14 protein-coding genes are annotated in these 16,922 nt (G+C 69.9%); 3 read left to right on the top strand and 11 right to left on the bottom strand.

Translation table 11 applies throughout. The features are described from left to right. Positions 1-143: 143 nt before the first annotated feature. A complete protein-coding gene (locus GZ998_RS06150; RefSeq protein ID WP_161924710.1) occupies positions 144-1,268 on the bottom strand; it encodes a GuaB3 family IMP dehydrogenase-related protein in 1,125 nt (374 codons plus the stop codon). Positions 1,269-1,851: 583 nt separating this feature from the next. Between GZ998_RS06150 and GZ998_RS06145 the strand changes: the two genes are divergently transcribed. Then, positions 1,852-2,616, top strand: a complete 765-nt coding sequence (locus tag GZ998_RS06145; protein WP_162679657.1) for an exonuclease domain-containing protein — start codon at positions 1,852-1,854, stop codon at positions 2,614-2,616. 194 nt (positions 2,617-2,810) lie between these two features. Here GZ998_RS06145 and guaB read toward each other — a convergent pair whose 3' ends face one another. From guaB to GZ998_RS06130, 3 genes are all read right to left on the bottom strand, one after another. Beyond that, a complete protein-coding gene (gene guaB, locus GZ998_RS06140; RefSeq protein ID WP_162679656.1) occupies positions 2,811-4,334 on the bottom strand; it encodes an IMP dehydrogenase in 1,524 nt (507 codons plus the stop codon). Between the two features lie 152 nt (positions 4,335-4,486). Next, the gene (gene groES, locus GZ998_RS06135; protein ID WP_092532878.1) at positions 4,487-4,783 is read right to left on the bottom strand and encodes a co-chaperone GroES; all 297 of its coding nucleotides are present in this window, start codon (positions 4,781-4,783) and stop codon (positions 4,487-4,489) included. Positions 4,784-5,120: 337 nt separating this feature from the next. Continuing rightward, entirely contained in the window at positions 5,121-5,816 is a 696-nt protein-coding gene (locus GZ998_RS06130) for a vancomycin high temperature exclusion protein (RefSeq protein WP_237564140.1), read from the bottom strand. A gap of 331 nt (positions 5,817-6,147) precedes the next feature. Here GZ998_RS06130 and GZ998_RS06125 point away from each other — a divergent pair, with 331 nt between their 5' ends. Together GZ998_RS06125 and GZ998_RS06120 are read left to right on the top strand one after the other, a co-directional pair. Further along, a complete protein-coding gene (locus tag GZ998_RS06125) occupies positions 6,148-7,500 on the top strand; it encodes a class I SAM-dependent methyltransferase (protein ID WP_219109350.1) in 1,353 nt (450 codons plus the stop codon). Between the two features lie 46 nt (positions 7,501-7,546). Next, complete coding sequence (locus tag GZ998_RS06120) at positions 7,547-8,812, top strand: glutamate--cysteine ligase (RefSeq protein ID WP_219109349.1); 1,266 nt, start codon at positions 7,547-7,549, stop codon at positions 8,810-8,812. A gap of 93 nt (positions 8,813-8,905) precedes the next feature. Here GZ998_RS06120 and tsaD read toward each other — a convergent pair whose 3' ends face one another. From tsaD to tsaB, 7 genes are all read right to left on the bottom strand, one after another. Beyond that, positions 8,906-9,952: a tRNA (adenosine(37)-N6)-threonylcarbamoyltransferase complex transferase subunit TsaD gene (gene tsaD / locus GZ998_RS06115; RefSeq protein WP_219109348.1), complete on the bottom strand. Its 1,047-nt coding sequence runs from the start codon at positions 9,950-9,952 to the stop codon at positions 8,906-8,908. A 46-nt stretch (positions 9,953-9,998) separates the two neighbouring features. After that, positions 9,999-11,486, bottom strand: coding sequence for a L,D-transpeptidase family protein (locus GZ998_RS06110; RefSeq protein WP_162679653.1), 1,488 nt, complete (start codon positions 11,484-11,486; stop codon positions 9,999-10,001). Positions 11,487-11,728: 242 nt separating this feature from the next. Further along, positions 11,729-12,502: a succinate dehydrogenase/fumarate reductase iron-sulfur subunit gene (locus tag GZ998_RS06105; RefSeq protein WP_086614064.1), complete on the bottom strand. Its 774-nt coding sequence runs from the start codon at positions 12,500-12,502 to the stop codon at positions 11,729-11,731. Further along, positions 12,499-14,499, bottom strand: coding sequence for a fumarate reductase/succinate dehydrogenase flavoprotein subunit (locus tag GZ998_RS06100; RefSeq protein WP_162679652.1), 2,001 nt, complete (start codon positions 14,497-14,499; stop codon positions 12,499-12,501). The genes GZ998_RS06105 and GZ998_RS06100 overlap by 4 nt, the downstream gene beginning before the upstream one ends. Before the next feature lie 17 nt (positions 14,500-14,516). Then, on the bottom strand, positions 14,517-15,320 hold the full coding sequence (locus GZ998_RS06095; protein WP_161924717.1) for a succinate dehydrogenase cytochrome b subunit: 804 nt from the start codon (positions 15,318-15,320) through the stop codon (positions 14,517-14,519). 243 nt (positions 15,321-15,563) lie between these two features. After that, positions 15,564-16,046, bottom strand: coding sequence for a ribosomal protein S18-alanine N-acetyltransferase (rimI, locus tag GZ998_RS06090; protein WP_219109393.1), 483 nt, complete (start codon positions 16,044-16,046; stop codon positions 15,564-15,566). A 53-nt stretch (positions 16,047-16,099) separates the two neighbouring features. Further along, positions 16,100-16,876, bottom strand: a complete 777-nt coding sequence (gene tsaB / locus GZ998_RS06085) for a tRNA (adenosine(37)-N6)-threonylcarbamoyltransferase complex dimerization subunit type 1 TsaB (RefSeq protein ID WP_219109347.1) — start codon at positions 16,874-16,876, stop codon at positions 16,100-16,102. Between the last annotated feature and the right edge of the window lie 46 nt (positions 16,877-16,922).

Below are 16,922 nucleotides of genomic sequence, written 5' to 3'. Positions count from 1 at the left end.
CGCGGGATGCGAGATTATTTTATAGTCGAAGAAATACGTGACGTCAAGCATGCGCAGCCTGACCGTAACCTCCACCGCGACACGCTCCACAAACCGGATGCGGTGCCGCCGACCCGCCCCAACGGCCCCCGCCGCCGGCTGCGTCAGCTCGGCTCGTATGGGGCCACCACGATCTCAACCCGCTGCAGCTCCTTGACATCGGCGTATCCGGTGGTGGCGAGCGTGCGCCGCAGGGCACCCATGAGGTTCAGGGTGCCGTCGGCGCGGTCCGAGGGTCCGGACAGGATCTGCTCCATGGTGCCCACCGTGCCCACGTGGCTGCGGTAGCCGCGGGGCAGCCGCTCATGGCGGGCCTCGGCACCCCAGTGGTAGCCGCCGCCGGGGGCCTCCTGGGCACGGGCGAGTGCGGCGCCGAGCATAACGGCGTCGGCACCGCAGGCGATGGCCTTGACGACGTCGCCGGAGTTGCCGACCGAGCCGTCGGCAATGACATGCACGTAGCGCCCGCCGGACTCGTCCATGTAGTCACGGCGAGCCGCTGCGACGTCGGCGACGGCAGTGGCCATGGGCATGTGGAGGCCGAGGACCTGCCGCACGGAGGAGGAGGCACCTCCGCCCTGGCCAACCAGCACACCCGCCGCGCCGGTACGCATCAGGTGCAGGGCCGCGGTGTAGGTGGTCACGCCGCCGACCACCACGGGCACGTCCAGCTCGTAGATGAAGCGCTTGAGGTTCAGGGGCTCGACCGACCCGGAGACGTGCTCGGCGGAGACGACCGAGCCGCGGATGACCAGCAGGTCGACGCCGGCGTCGACGACGGTGCGCCAGTGCCGCTGGGTCTGGGAGGGGCTGAGGCGCCCGGCGACGACAACTCCTGCCTGCCGGATCTCCTCCAGGCGGGAGGCGATGAGCTCGGGGCGCACCGGGGGACGATAGACGTCCTGAAGCACGGCGGTGGCCTGCTCGGGTGCGGCGGAGCGGATGCGCTCGAGGGCGGGGGTCGGGTCCTCGTAGCGGGTCCACAGCCCTTCCAGGTCCAGGACGCCGATGCCGCCGAGCCGCCCAACCAGAATCGCCGTCTCGGGGCTCATCACCGAGTCCATGGGCGAGGCCATCACCGGCAGGTCCACGTGGTAGGCGTCCAGCTGCCAGCCGACGCGCACATCGCGCACGTCACGGGTGCGGCGCGCCGGAACCAGTGCAATGTCATCGAAGGAATAGGCCTGGCGGGCGCGCTTGTCCCGCCCGATCTCGATCTCACCGCTCACGAAGAGCATCGTAGCTGGCACGCAGCGCGGACAACCGCCGCGAACTCCGGTGAGCTGCTCCCCATTCTCCTCGGCTTGCAGGCGCGGTGGTTGCGCGAGGTCTGCTACTACGCCCGTTGGACGTTAACAACGCCACTTAACGGCCTGCTGTATACCTCCCAGCCCTTCAGCAGGCCGTTAACAGGCGTTGTTAACCCCGAAGTGGCGTAGCAGATGGCCCCGCTTCCGGGCACGAGGATCAGGTGGCTAGGTGGGGTGGGGGCTGGTTGTGCGTTGGCGACCTTGACGGGGTCCACTGTCCGCTTCGCCGGCCCGTCGTGCCCGCGCCCGGCATGCGACGCGGCGCTCGGGCACGGACCCGGCCGGGTCCCGGCACTCCACTTGGAGCGGGTTTCCGCGGTTGGACGGATTCCCGCAGTTGGAGCGTCTGAAAGTGCGTTTCAGGCGGCCAACGGCGCGCGGGCGGTCCCACTGCGGGCCGCCCCTGTTTCCAAGCCTGTCCCGACCGCAGAATCATGTTCACACCGGCGCGGCCTGTGCCGGTCGCGCTATTCGTGTCAGTGGGCGGTGGCACACTCGGCACATGAGCGAGCAACCAGTATCCAATCCGGCCACGGCGCCCGACTCCTGGGCCGACGGCCCACTGCTCGGGTTCGACACCGAGACCACCGGCGTCTCCCCCACCACGGACCGGCTGGTGACGGCTGCACTGGTCGCCCGCGGCCCGCGTGGCGCGGACGGCGCCCGCCCGCAGCGCATCACCACCTGGCTTGCGGACCCGGGCGTGGAGATCCCCGACTCCGCCTCCGCCGTACACGGCATCTCCACTGCGCGCGCCCGCGCCGAGGGCCGCCCGGTTGACCAGGTGCTGGAGGAGGTGGCAGCGGCGCTGACCCAGGCGATGTCGGCCGGCACGCCTGTGGTTGCATACAACGCGGCCTATGACTTGGCCCTGCTGGAGACGGAGCTAGTCCGCCACGGCCTGCCCACCGTGCGCCAGCGGCTGGGCAGAGAGCTGGGCCCCGTGGTGGATCCACTCGTGATCGACCGGAGGGTGAACCGCTATCGCAAGGGCAAGCGGCGTCTGACGGACCTGTGCGCGTTCTACGGCGTGGATCCCCAGGCGGGCGGCCTGCACACGGCCGAGGTGGACGTGGTGGCCACGCTGGACGTACTGGACGCCATGGCCTACGCCCACCCGGAGATCGCCCGTATCCCGCGCACGGAGCTGATGTCCTGGCAAGCGGCGGCGCACCGTGACTGGGCGGTTTCCTTCAACGAGTTCCTGCGCCGCCGTGGCCGCACGCCCGACGTCAACACCTCCTGGCCACTGCCCGACGGCATGTGAAGGCGCCGCCGGCGGACCGGCTCCCCAGGGCTCCGGCACGCCCGGTGAAGGCGCGCGGCGCGCCCAGCCAGCGCCCAGCCCAGTCAGGGCCCACCGCGTGCACGGCGATACCTCACGGCGTGCCCAGCGAAGACGCGCGGCGCGCCCAGCCAGCGCCCGCCGCGAGCGCAGTGATTCCTCACGGAACGCCCAGGTCAGGACTCGCGGCCGGTGTAGTTGGGAGCCTCGACGGTCATCTTCACGTCGTGCGGGTGGGACTCCTTGAGCCCGGCCGCCGTGATGCGCACGAACTGGCCGTTGGCCTTCAGCTCGGGGATGGTGCGCGCCCCCACGTAGAACATCGACTGGTGCAGCCCGCCGACCAGCTGGTAGACGACGTCGGCCAGCGCCCCGGAGAAGGGCACCTGCCCCTCGATGCCCTCGGGGATGATCTTGTCATCCCCGGAGACGTCGGCCTGGAAGTAGCGGTCCTTGGAGTAGGACTTGCGGCCGCGCGAGCTCATCGCCCCGAGCGACCCCATGCCCCGGTAGCGCTTCCACTGCTTGCCGTTGACAAATACGAGGTCCCCCGGGGACTCGGCACAGCCGGCCAGCAGGGAGCCCAGCATGACGGTGTCGGCCCCGGCCACCAGGGCCTTGGCGATATCGCCGGAGTACTGCAGGCCGCCGTCGGCGATCAGCGGCACGTCTGCGGGAGTGCAGGCGCGGGCAGCCTCGTACACGGCAGTCACCTGGGGCACGCCAACGCCGGCCACCACACGGGTGGTGCAGATCGAGCCCGGCCCGACCCCCACCTTGACGGCGTCAACACCGGCGTCAATGAGCGCCTGCGCGCCCTCACGGGTGGCCACATTGCCGCCGATCACCTCGATGCCGGAGAAGGCCGGGTCGTGCTTGATCCGGGAGATCATCTCCAGGGCCAGCTTGGCACCACCGTTGGCGGTGTCCACCACGATCACGTCCACGCCGGCCTCGGCCAGGGCGCCGGCACGCTCCCAGGTGTCGCCCCAGTAGCCGACGGCGGCGCCGACCACCAGACGGCCCGCCTCGTCCTTGGTGGCGTTGGGGTACTGCTCGGTCTTGACGAAGTCCTTAACGGTGATCAGCCCGGACAGGCGGCCGTCGGCGTCGATGATCGGCAGCTTCTCGATGCGGTGCTCGGCCAGCAGCGCCTTGGCGTCCTCGCGGGAGATGCCGGCCGGGCCGGTGATCAGCCGTTCGCGCGGGGTCATGCACTCGCGCACCGTCAGGGTGTCCCAGCGCTCGGTAGGCACGAAGCGCAGGTCACGGTTAGTGATGATGCCCAGCAGGTTCCCGGCGTCGTCGACGACCGGCAATCCGGACACCTTGTATTGGCCGCACAGCTCGTCCAGCTGGGAAATGGTGGCGTCCGGGCCCACCGTGACCGGATCGGAGACCATGCCGGACTCCGAGCGCTTAACCCGACGCACGTGCTGGGCCTGCTCCTCGATCGACAGGTTGCGGTGCAGGATGCCGATGCCGCCCTGCCGGGCCATGGCGATGGCCATGTCGGACTCGGTGACGGTGTCCATGGCGGCGCTCAGCAGCGGGGTGGCCAACGAGATCTTACGGGTCAGGCGGGAGGTCGTATCGACTTCGGAGGGGATGACGTCGGTGAGCCTGGGCAGCAGGAGGACGTCGTCGTAAGTCAGGCCGGTGGGTGCGAAGATGTCGGGGCTGGTGATCGGGTCGCTCACGGAATCATCGTAGAACCCGCGCGGCGAGCGACGCACGTCGAGATCCGCCACACGCCGCCGCCATCCTCGACGCGCCGGATACGGCTGTGGGGCGGCAGGCACGTGCCTGCCACCCCACAACGAGCTATGGCGAAACGCCGGCGAGCTACCGGTCAGCGGGTGACGACCGCCAGGACGTCGCGGGCGGACAGGATCAGGTAGTCCTCGCCGTCGTACTTGACCTCGGTGCCGCCGTACTTGGAGTAGATGACGACGTCGCCCTCTGCGACGTCGACGGGGATGCGCTTGCCGGAGTCGTCGACACGGCCCGGGCCCACGGCCACGACCTTGCCCTCCTGCGGCTTCTCCTTGGCGGTGTCCGGAATGACCAGACCGGACGCGGTGGTCTGCTCGGCCTCGACCGTCTGCACGACGATGCGGTCCTCGAGCGGCTTGATGGAGATCGACATGTCGTTCTCCCCTTCTCGCTTCTTGATTGGCGGGTAAATGACTGGTTGCCGCATCCCGGGGTGTCGAGCCGCCGTCGCGGGGGTCGGTCCGGCACGGATGATGCGGGTCACGCGGGGTCGCCTAAGCGCCTCGCGCACCACAGCAGAATCTACGCGCGGCTTTAGCACTCAGTCAACGCGAGTGCTAAAGCAGTCATGGCGGTTCGCCGTAGGCGTGCTCCGCCAGGCGCCCGCCACCCAACACGTCCTGCCCCTAGCCGAACCACCTTCGGCATTGCGGCAATGCGCCGGGCCGACGGGCGGCCCCGCTGCCTCTCCCGGCCTACCCGCGGGCGGCTCACGCCGCCCTGGCGGCCCGTGTCCAGGCGATGGCCTCGTCCACGCTGGTCTCCCGGTCCCCTAGCAGCGGGGTGCGATCGGTGAGTACGTCCCAGCCGGCCTTCACCGCCGCCCCGCGCTCCCGCAGCCAGCTGTATGCCCAGGTGGAGCGGTTGGCGCGGGCGCGCACGTCACCCACTCCGGATGCATCCACGCCCACGGCCCGGCACACCGCCACCGCACGCGCCTCGTGGAAGTCCTGGCTGACCACAATCGCCTCGGAGACGCCAAACACCTTCCGGGCCCGCACGCAGGTGGCGTAGGTGTCGAAACCTGCATAGTCCACGGCGATCGCCCCGCTCGGAATCCCTATGGACACCAGGTACTCGTACATGGCGATGGGCTCGTTGTAGCTGGCCTGGCCGTTGTCGCCGGACACGAGGATGGCCTCCACCCGCCCGGACTCGTACAGGTCAGCGGCCACGTCCAGCCGGTAGCGCAGCCACGGAGACGGCTCCCCGGAGGAGTACACCGACGCGCCCAGGACGACGGCGACCGGCGCGACCGCATCATCATCCGCGGCCCCGTGGTCCGTCACGTGCCCCGCGGCTGCAGCCCATACCCAGGCATTGGGCAGCGCCACCACCGCCACCGCGAGCGCAACCAGCCCGCCCAGGGCCCAGCGCCAGCGGCGTCGTCTGTCGCGTCGTGCCACGCGATTCCTCCTTCGTCTGCCCCGGTTCGCCCAGCCAGCGGCTAGGGAGTGGGGCTTTTGTGGTGTGCCAGTGATGCCCTGCAGGCGTCACCCCGTACGGACGTGTCAGCGTAGCGGCATAGGGAGCCGGCGTCGGGGATGTTCGCCTCCGGCAGCGCATCGGGACCGTGCGCGCAGCGGAGCGCCGCCACCTGGAGCCCCGGGGGAGGTAGCATTCACCAGGCAGGCCGCGGCGGGGGGCGCCGGTCCACGAACCGTGAGGCGTCTCTAACCGTGAGACGCCTCTCCGGATGCGGCGCGCGGGCAGGCAGGCATGTCATGATTCTCGGCGATGGACGGCTTCGACCTCGCCCCGCTGCTGACTCCCGAAGGTTGGCGGCTGCTCGAATCTCTGCCACCGTACGATCCCGACCAGGCACTCGCCCTGGGCGAGTCCCTGCGCCGCGAGGGTTATTCCTCCGCGCTGGTCGCCGCTGCGCTGACACAACAGCGTCTGCGCCAACGCGCCGCCTCCAAGTTCGGCCCCTTCGCGGAGCGCATGCTGTTCACCTCCGACACCCTGGAGCAAGCCACCCGGCTGACGGTCGCCGCCCATCACGCCTCCCGCTACGCGCGCGCCGGCATTCAGTACGTGGCCGACCTAGGCTGCGGCATCGGCGGCGACGCACTGGCACTGGCGTCATTGTGCCCTCGCGTACTGGCAGTGGACGGGGACGAGCCGACGGCGGCGCTCGCCACCGTCAACCTCTCCCCCTTCCCGAACACCGAGGTGCGCTGCGCCGATGCGCTGGAAGTGGATCTGGCGGCCGCTGGCGTGGACGCGGTCTTCGCTGATCCGGCGCGCCGCTCCGGCGGGCGGCGCATCACCGACCCCGAGCGCTGGTCCCCTCCGCTGGGACGGGTACTGGCTCTGCGCGAGCAGGTGGCGGCCCTGGGCGTCAAGGTTGCCCCGGGGATCGACCATGCGCTGCTGCCGGCCGACGCCCAAGTGCAGTGGGTGAGCGTAGACGGCGAGGTGGTCGAGGCCGGTATCTGGTGCGGCCCCCTGGCTCCGGAGGGACCCGGCCGCTCCGCCCTGGTCCTGCGCTCCGTCGGAGACGGCGATCCCGCCGCCCACGTGCTGAGCGACCCCGACTGCACGGACCCCACGGCCCCGCCCGCTCAAGTCGAGCCTGTAACCGGAGTGGAGGACCTGGGCGCTGTCATTCACGAGCCGGACGGCGCGGCCATCCGTGCGGGCCTGGTAGCCCACCTCGCGGGCCGCCTGGATGCACGCCCGGTTGGGCACCGCATCGCCTACCTGACGGGTGCGCGGCCCGCCGGGCCGGAGCTGGCCCCCTTCGTACGCTCCTGGAGGCTGGTGGAGGTGCTCCCCCTGCACCTAAAGGCACTGCGTGCCCGCGTGCGCGATCGCGGCATCGGCCACCTGGAGATTCACTCCCGCGGCGTGGAGATCTCCCCCGACGCGCTGCGCGCCTCCCTGCGCCCGCGGGGCGACGCCGGGGAGGTCTGGCTGTTGACCCGTATCGGCCCACGCGGCGAGGGCGGGCGCGGCCGCTCCCCGAGGGGCGCCGTGCTCGTCGTCGAACCGCTCAGCCGGCCGGAGGCCGACGCGCAGGCCCCTGCGCACGCATCGCCTCCCCCAGCACGTGTCCAGGTACGTAACGATCATCCTTCACCGTAAACGTACGCAAGTGTCCCTGCTCAACGCCTCCGAGAGGAGCTCCGTCATGACACCTACTACCCCCGCATTCACCCGGACGCCCCGCGCACATCTGCTGCATCGCACGGATCTGCCCTTCGCCCGCTCCGCCCGCTCCACGCTCGGTATCGAGTGGGAGCTGCAGCTGGTGGACAGCGACAGCCTGGACCTGCGCCAGTGCGCCGCAGACGTGCTGCGCCTGGTTGGCCAGGATCCGAATATCCACGGCGAGATGATGCTCAACACCGTGGAGCTGGTCTCCGGGGCCCGCCGCACCGTCGCACAGTGCATTGAGGACATTGCGCTCGCCTATGACCGGCTGCTTCCCGTCGTCAAGCCGCTGCGGGTGCAGCTGGCCAGCGCCGGCACGCACCCCTTCGCCGACCCGCTGGTGCAGAAGGTCACCGACGCCGAGCGCTATGCGCGGCTCGTGGAACGCACCCGGCTGTGGGGGCACCAGATGCTCATCTTCGGCACGCATGTGCACGTGGGCATAGAGGACCGCAGCAAGGTGCTGCCCATCTTGTCCGCCCTGCTCACGCGCGCCGCGCACCTGCAGTGCCTGAGCGCCTCTTCGCCCTTCTGGGCGGGTGCCTCCACCGGATACGCGGATAACCGCGCCATGATGTTCCAGCAGTTGCCGACGGCGGGAGCCCCCCACCAGCTGAACTCCTGGGATGAGCTGGAGGGCTTCGTGGGCGATATGGTTCACACCGGCGTCATTGAGGACTTCACGGAGGTCCGCTGGGATGTGCGCCCGTCGCCTCGGCTGGGCACCATCGAAGTCAGGTCCTGCGACGCCGCCACCAACCTCACGGAGCTGGGCGGCATCGCCGCCCTCACCCAGTGCCTGGTCGAGGACTTCTCCCGCCGCCTGGATCGCGGTGAGCAATTGGACGCGCTGCCGCCCTGGTACGTCAATGAGAATAAGTGGCGCTCCGCCCGCTACGGCATGGACGCCATTTTGATCACGGACTCAGCCGGCACGGAGGAACTGGTGACGGAGACGGTCGAGCGGATGCTCACCGAGTTGGAGCCGGTGGCGAGCGACTTGGGCTGCGAGTCCGAACTGGACAGCGTCCGGGTGACCTTGGAGGCCGGTGCCTCCTACCAGCGCCAGCTCGCCGCCGCCGAGGCGACCAACAGCAACGAGGCCGCTATGCGCCTGCTGCTGGAGGAAGTGCGCGCCGGACGGCCACTGGCCCCCGCAGAGGTCACCGCCCTGGTTTCTGACGGCATCCGCCCCGGCCCCGCCACCCCTCCCCGGCGCCACTTGCGAAACCGGCACAAGTAACGCACCGAGGTCGGTTATATCTACCGACCTCGGTGAGAAGAGGGGCGGGGCAGGCGGGAGGCCGGCCTATAGCGCCTGTAGCGCCCTATGAGCTCAGTGGGCCACGGGGATGTCCAGGGGCATGCCGGAGTCGGGGGCGAAGTCCATGGGGCTCGGCTCCACTCCCGCGCGCACGGCCGCCGCGCCCAGGGCGGCGATCTGGGCGCCGTTGTCCGTGCAGTACTTCAGCGGCGGCAGCCGCAGGGTAATGCCGGCCGCCTCGCAGCGCTGCGCCGCGAGCGCCCGCAGCCGCGAGTTGGCGGAGAAGCCACCGCCGATCACCAGGGTGTCGCAGCCAGTGTCCTGGCAGGCGCGCACCGCCTTTGCGGTCAGCGAGTCATTGACCGCCTCGGAGAAGGCGGCGCACACGTCTGCGGCGGGAACCTCCTGCCCGGCGTCAGCCATGGACTCCACGTAGCGGGCGACCGCCGTCTTCAGCCCGGAGAAGGAGAAGTCGTAGCGGTGGCGCTCACGGTCCTTGGCGGCGGCCAGCCCGCGGGGGAAGCGGATCGCCTCGACGTCTCCCTGCTGCGAGAGCCGGTCGACGTGCGGGCCGCCCGGGTAGGGCAGGCCGAGCAGGCGGCCGACCTTGTCGAAGGCCTCCCCGGCGGCGTCGTCGAGGGTGCCGCCCAGCTCGACGACGTCGGTGGCCAGGTCGTGGATGTCCAGCAGGCTGGAGTGGCCGCCGGAGACGATCAGGCCGATGAAGTGCTCGGGCGCGGGCCCGTCGATGAGTTCGTCGACGGCAATGTGCCCGATGACGTGGTTGACGCCGTAGATGGGCTTGGCGAGGGACGCGGCCAGCGCCTTGGCGGCGCTTACGCCGACGGTGAGGGAGCCGATCAGCCCGGGGCCGGCGCTGACGGCTATGGCGTCAACGTCGCCCAGATCCACTCCGGCCCGCTCCAGCGCGGCGTCCAGGGTGGGCAGGAAGGACTCCAGGTGGGCGCGGGAGGCGATCTCGGGGATGATGCCGCCGAAGCGGGCGTACTCGTCCATGGAGGTGGCCACGACGTCGCCGAGCAGTTCACGGCCACGCACCAGGGCGACGCCGGTCTCGTCGCAGGTGGACTCGATGCCGAGGATCAGTGGTTCACTCACGGCGCCCAAGCGTAGCCCGCCCGCAGCCCGGGTGGGGCAGGGCCGGTCAGTAGTGGCTGACTACGGTGGTGCCGGTCTCGGCCCAGTCGTAGTACCAGTGGGCCTCGTCCTCGGGCAGGTTGATGCAGCCGTGCGAGCCGGCGTCGGCCCCGACGCCGAAGTACTTGGCCCAGGGGGCGGAGTGGATCGCGTAGTTGCCCTGCCAGTAGGTCACCCAGGCGACGTCCTTCTGGCAGTAGGACCAGCCGGCGCTGCAACCCAGGTCCTGCTTCGCGTAGCTCAGGTATACCTCGTAGGTGCCGGTGATGGTCTCATTCCCGGGGCCGCCGTGGTTCATGAGAACCGGGCCGTGCACCTGCTCGTAGCCCTCATAGGCGGTGATGGTGGAGTCGGTGAGGTTGATGTCGATCCACTTCTCGTCGGCCTCGGCGGCGTAGGCGAAGCGGTCAGTGCCGGAGGAGACCACCCGCTGCTCAGCGTCTGCCTCCACCTCCTGTACGGCCAGCTCACCGCTGTAGGAGTCGTGCGCCTCCAAGGCGGCAATGATGGAGTCGGTGACCGCATCGCGGTTGGTGACCTCCAGGCCCGCCTGGGCGGGCCTGGCGGGCTCGAGCAGGTTGCCGTCGGCGTCGACGTTATCGATCGCACTGATCGGGTCCAGTTCGACCGAGGCGGCCGCCTGGTCAACCCAGGCGGCGACGCTCTCCTTCAGCAGCACGGCAACAAGTTCGCCGTCGACGGCGGTCGTGCCCACCCAGGAGGCGCGGGTGGCGGCATCGGCCTGGATGGTCTCCCCCGCGCCGGTGACCGTCACCTCGGGAGCGATGAGCGCGTCGGCGTCGGCCGCTGCCGCCTCGGCAGCGGCGTAGGAGACGCTCGGGGCGACGTCAGTCAGGGGCAGCTGCGTGCTCTGGGAGGTCAGGGTGGTGGCGGCGGACTCGACTACTGCTGTCAGTGAGGCCAGGTCCACGCCCCTCCCGTCGCTGCCGGCGACAGCCTCAAAGGCGTCCCCGTCGGCGCTGGGCTGGATGGATGCGTTGACTGCCGGAGTACCCACCTGGGTGTTGATGCGCTCAGCGAGCGCAGCCACGGCCTCAGCGTCCACAGAGACAGCCGGAGCCGCCCCGGCGTGGTCCACGAGGGCAAAGGACACCGACTGCGCGATATCGCCACCGTCCACCAGGGCATCGGCCAGGGACGATGCGTCGACGCGGCCGCCTGCTTGATCCAGCGGTACCTCGACGGTCTGCCCGGCGACGGTGACGGAGACAGTGGTGCTGGCAGCCCGGGTGGCGACGACGTCGGCGACCTCATCACGGGTCATGCCGGCCACGCTCTGCCCGCCAATGCTGGTTCCGGCGGGGGCGAGGTCGGCCGCGTAGGCGGCGTGCCCTGAGACTCCGGCCAGCGGGGCCGCCAGGACGAGCGCAAGCAGCAGTGACAGCACTCGCCTGCGGGCGCGCAGACTGTTAGCTGCATGTCTGGGCGTATGCGCAGCGTCATCGCGTCGCCACTGCGGGAACCTCTTCACCATACCTCCGGCCAAGGAAGTGTAACGGAGCCTGACGGGGAGAAAGTAACGATACAGCCGTCACCTGTGGGAGGCCACCGGCAGCCGCTGTGGCACACGCCGCCCGGAAGCACGCCGCCCGGCGTTATCGCCCGTGCACAGGGGTGTCCGGGCCGGCCCGCCCTGATTCATACGACGCCGCGCAGCAGCTCTGAGCTGAGCTGCTGCGCGGCGCGAGTGTGGGGCCTCAGCCGGAGCCGAGCGCCTCAGGCGGTGGCCTTCTGCCCCTTCCACAGGGCGTGGCCGAGGTCGCGGTTCAGCCGGGTGATGACCTCCAGCGGCACCGACTTGGGGCACACGGCCGCGCACTCACCGATGTTGGTGCAGCCGCCGAAGCCCTCGGCATCGTGCTGGTTCAGCATGTTGACCACGCGGGCGAGGCGCTCCGGCTGGCCCTGCGGCAGCAGGCCCAGGTGGGAGATCTTCGCGCCGGTGAACAGCATGGCTGAGGCGTTCGGGCAGGCAGCCACGCAGGCGCCGCAGCCGATGCAGGCGGCGGCCTCGAAGGCGGCGTCGGCCTTGTCCTTCTGCACGGGCACGGAGTGCGCCTCCGGGGCGGCGCCGGTGTTGACCGAGATGTACCCGCCGGCCTGGACAATGCGATCCAGCGCCGAGCGGTCCACGATCAGGTCCTTGAGCACCGGGAATCCCGTGGAGCGCCAGGGCTCGATGGTGATGGTGGAACCGTCCTTGAAGGAGGGGTCCTCCGCCAGGTGGCGCATGTGCAGCTGGCAGGTGGTGGAGCGGATCGGCCCGTGGGCCTGCCCGTTGATGACCACGCCGCACTGCCCGCAAATGCCCTCACGGCAGTCCGAGTCGAAGGCCACGGGTTCCTTGCCCTCGGCGAAGAGCTGCTCGTTGAGCAGGTCGAGGACCTCGAGGAAGCTCATGTGCTCCTCGATGCCGGTCATCGAGTACTCCTCGAAGTGGCCCTCCGAGTTCTGGTTCTTCTGGCGCCAGATCTTCAGCTTGATGTTCACTTGTAACTCCGCTGCTTGAGCTCGATGTCCTTGTAGATGAGGTCCTCCTTGTGGAGGATCGGGGGCTGGTTCTCGCCGCCCCACTCCCAGGCCGCCACGTAGAGGAACTCGTCGTCGTGGCGCAGCGCCTCGCCCTCGGGGGTCTGGGACTCGGCGCGGAAGTGACCACCGCAGGATTCGCGGCGGTGCAGGGCGTCGATGCACATCAGCTCGGCCAGCTCGAAGAAGTCGAGCAGTCGGCCCGCCTTCTCCAGCGCCTGGTTGAGCTCCATGGCCTCGCCGGTGACGCGGGCGTCCCGCCAGAACTCCTCCTTGAGGGCGCGGATCTGACGGATCGCCTCCCGCAGTCCCTCGTCGCGGCGCTCCATACCGCAGTACTCCCACATGATGCGGCCCAGCGCCATGTGGAAGTCGTCCACGGAGCGGGTACCACGCAGCGCCATGAGCCGCTCAATGCGGTCCTCCACACTTCTGCGGGCCTCGGCTACCTCCGGGGCGTCCGGATCCGCCTTGCCCTCGCGAAGCATGTCCGCCAGGTAGTCGTTGAGCGTGTCCGGCAGCACGAAGTACCCGTCGGCCAGCCCCTGCATGAGGGCGGAGGCCCCCAGGCGGTTCGCGCCGTGGTCGGAGAAGTTGGCCTCGCCGGCCACGTACAGGCCCGGGATGTTGGACTCCAGGTCATAGTCGACCCACAGTCCGCCCATGGTGTAGTGCACCGCCGGGTAGATGCGCATGGGGACCTCGTAAGGATCGTCTCCCGTGATGCGCTGGTACATCTCGAACAGGTTCCCGTAGCGGGCGGAGACGGCGTCCCGGCCAAGTCGGCCGATGGCCTCGGAGAAGTCCAGGTAGACGCCGCGGCGCATCATGCGCTCGTTGCCCTGCGCGTCCCGCTCCTTGATGGCGGGGCCGACGCCACGCCCCTCGTCGCACATGTTCTTCGCCTGCCGGGAGGCGATGTCGCGCGGGACCAGGTTGCCGAAGGCCGGGTAGATGCGCTCCAGGTAGTAGTCGCGGTCCTCCTCCGGGATGTCGCGCGGGTCCTTGTCGCAGTCCTCGGCCTTCTTGGGCACCCAGATGCGGCCGTCGTTGCGCAGCGACTCACTCATCAGGGTCAGCTTGGACTGGAAGTCGCCGGACTGGGGGATGCAGGTCGGGTGGATCTGCGTGTAGCAGGGGTTGGCGAAGTAGGCGCCCTTGCGGTGCGCCCGCCAGATGGCCGTGGCGTTGCAGCCCATGGCGTTGGTGGACAGGAAGAACACGTTGCCGTAGCCGCCGGTGCACAGTACGACGGCGTCAGCCAGGTGGGTGTCGATCTCACCGGTGACCATGTCGCGGGTCACGATGCCGCGGGCGCGGCCGTCGATCACGATCAGCTCGACCATCTCGTGGCGGCGGTACTCCTTGACGGTGCCCGCGTGGACCTGCCGCTCCAGGGCCTGGTAGGCGCCGATCAGCAGCTGCTGTCCGGTCTGGCCGCGGGCGTAGAAGGTACGGGAGACCTGCACGCCACCGAAGGACCGGTTGTCCAGCAAGCCGCCGTACTCGCGGGCGAAGGGCACGCCCTGGGCGACGCACTGGTCGATGATGTTGGCACTGACCTCGGCCAGCCGGTAGACGTTGTCCTCCCGGGCGCGGTAGTCACCGCCCTTGACGGTGTCGTAGAACAGGCGGTAGACGGAGTCGCCGTCGTTGCGGTAGTTCTTCGCGGCGTTGATGCCGCCCTGGGCGGCGATGGAGTGCGCCCGGCGGGCGGAGTCCTGGTAGAAGAAGCACTTGACGTTGTAGCCCTGCTCCCCCAGTGACGCGGCGGCGGCGCCGCCGGCCAGGCCGGAGCCGACCACGATCACGTCGAGCTTGCGGCGGTTGGCGGGGTTGACCAGCTGGGCGTTGAACTTGCGCTGCTCCCAGCGCTGAGCAATCGGGACGTCGTGCGGCGCCTTGGTGTCGGCGATCTTCTCGCCCTCGAGGTACAGGCCTTCGATGAGTTCAGTCATCATTCACTCGCTCTCGATCAGTGGGCGGCGCAGTGGGCGAACTGCTCGGAGGCCGAGCCGATCGCGTCGCAGAACTGGGGGTAGTAGTCGGCCGCCGCCATCGGGGCGTCGACCCAGCCGAACAGGATCGCCGTCGGCACGGACATGAACACGGCGAACAGGCCGAAGGCGACGACGAAGGCGATCAGGCGGATGAGGGGGACGGTGTTGCCGCGGGTGGCGCCGAGGGTCTGCAGCGCCGACCAGACGCCGTGCCACACGTGCAGGCACAGGGCCGCGAGCGCCACCAGGTAGATCAGGTAGACCCACCACAGCTGGAAGCCGTAGTACATGTTGGCGTAGGCGCGCCCGTGGACGTACTCACCGCCGGGGGTCAGCGTCAGGGTGGTGAACTGCAGGATGTGCCAGATGATGAACAGCAGCAGGATGACGCCGCCCCACCGCATGGTGCGCATGGCGTAGCGGGAGGCGAAGTAGTCGGCTCCCGGCTTCTTGACCTCGTACTTGTCATTCCCGCGGGCCTTGCGGTTGCGGTACCACAGGTGGAAGGCGCTGCCCGCGTGCGCGAGCAGGCACGCCAGGAGTACAGCGCGCAGGATCCACAGCACGCCGCCGTAGGGCATGAGGGGCTCAAGCAGGGTGCGCAGCCAGACCGCGTAGTGGTCATAGGCCATCTCACCGTCGAAGTAGTGGGTGTTGCCGTAGGCGTGCAGCACCAGATAGACGATGAAGACGATGCCCGACCAGGCCATCAGGCGCTTAATGAAGACCGTCGTCGTGTACGCGGCCTTCTTCTTGGGGGGAGCAGACGTTTTGACCACGGCAGCAGTTTACGAACCACCATCAGCCCTTGGTCCCAATCCTCCGCGCCACTCTTGAGCAGATATAAGACATCCTTGCTACGACGCGGAAAACCTGGAGTCTGCGTGCGGCAATCGGCCTCCGCCGAGCGGCCGCATCCGACCTGCCGCGGCCCGCGGACGCCCCCATTTCGTCACATCATTGTCAGACAAATATCAGGGCCCGCGGGAATCTCCCGCACTCCGCACAGGCCCCTTGCAGCTTCAGGCGCCCGTCGCGGCGTCCTGCAGGCCGCGACGCATGACGATGGCGTCCTCCACCGGCGCCAGGTAGTAGCGCCGCCGTCGCCCGATCGGGGCGAAGCCGTGGTTCGTGTACAGCCGCTGGGCACCCGCGTTGGAGGCGCGCACCTCCAACAGCACGGCGCGGCAGCCCGCTTCCGCCGCTACCCGCACCAGCGCCTCCAGCAGGGCCGAGGCCACTCCCCGACGCCGCGCGGCGGGGACGGTGGCGATGGTGAGCAGGTCGGCGTCCCCGCGGCCGTCCCCGTACCACAGGCCGGCATAGCCGACGATGCCGAGGTGACCGGCGGGCCCCTCAGTCGCCTCAGCGATCAGGTAGGCGCGGTCGGCACCCGGACCGGTGGTGCGGTCCAGCTCGGCGGCGAGCGCGGCCGGGCTCCAGGCCTCAGCGCCGAACAGCTCGGGCTCCAGGCGAGAGATCATCTCCAGGTCGGCGGGCGTCATGGGACGCAGCCGCACCCCCGGCGGGGCGGAGCCCACGGCGGATACGGGCGGGTTCACCGGGCGGGCCCCGCGGACATGTGCACGTCAGGCCGCCGCAGGTAGAGCGGTTGTACGCCCAGCCCGGCCTCCCGTAGCGCCTCCTCCTCAGAATTCGGAAGCGCACCCAGGCGGGCCAGGGCGACGCGCACCTGTGCCGCGGCGTCACCGGAGACGGGGGCCAGCGCCTCACGGCCGGCGACCAGCTCGGGATACAGGGCGGCCCCGGATCCGGCCACGGCGTCGGCGGGGGGCAGCACGCCGTTGTTCTCGCGATCGCGCAGGGCTGCGGGGGTGAGGACCTCGTACTCACCCAGGCGCTCGACGTCGTCGCGGCCCCGGGCCCGGTAGCGGGCGGTGTAGACCTCCTTGCGGCGCGCATCGGTGGCGACCAGGACGGTGGCCGTACTTGCCGCTTCCCGGTCGCGCCGCACGAGCTCGTCAAGAGCGGTGCGGGCCACGGCGTCGAGGCTGGGGACGCCGTAGACGGGTATGCCGCGGGCGCGTGCCACGGCGCGGGCGGTGACCAGCCCGGCGCGCAGACCGGTGAAGGGCGCCGGACCGGTGGCGGCGACGACGGCGTCGAGCGGGGCGGCGGCCACCTCCGGGTCGGCGAGCGCGTCGGCGAGCATGGGGCCGAGGGACTCGGCGTGACGGCGGGGGCTGTCCTGCTGCGCCGCGACCAGGATGTTCAGGCCCATGCCGGCGGCGGTTGCGTCGGGAGTGCCGCCGCCTGCGGCGTCGGCTACAAGCAGCTGCGTTCCCAACGATGAGTCGATGGAGAGGATGCGCACGGGCGCAAGCCTAGATGAGTGATCCCGGCTGTGCGATCGGCCGCCG

It is taken from the genome of Actinomyces sp. 594, from assembly GCF_019325145.1.
Lineage (GTDB): Bacteria > Actinomycetota > Actinomycetes > Actinomycetales > Actinomycetaceae > Actinomyces.
The sequence above is the reverse complement of the archived record's forward strand: the minus strand, read 5'-3'. Positions and strand labels throughout refer to the sequence as shown.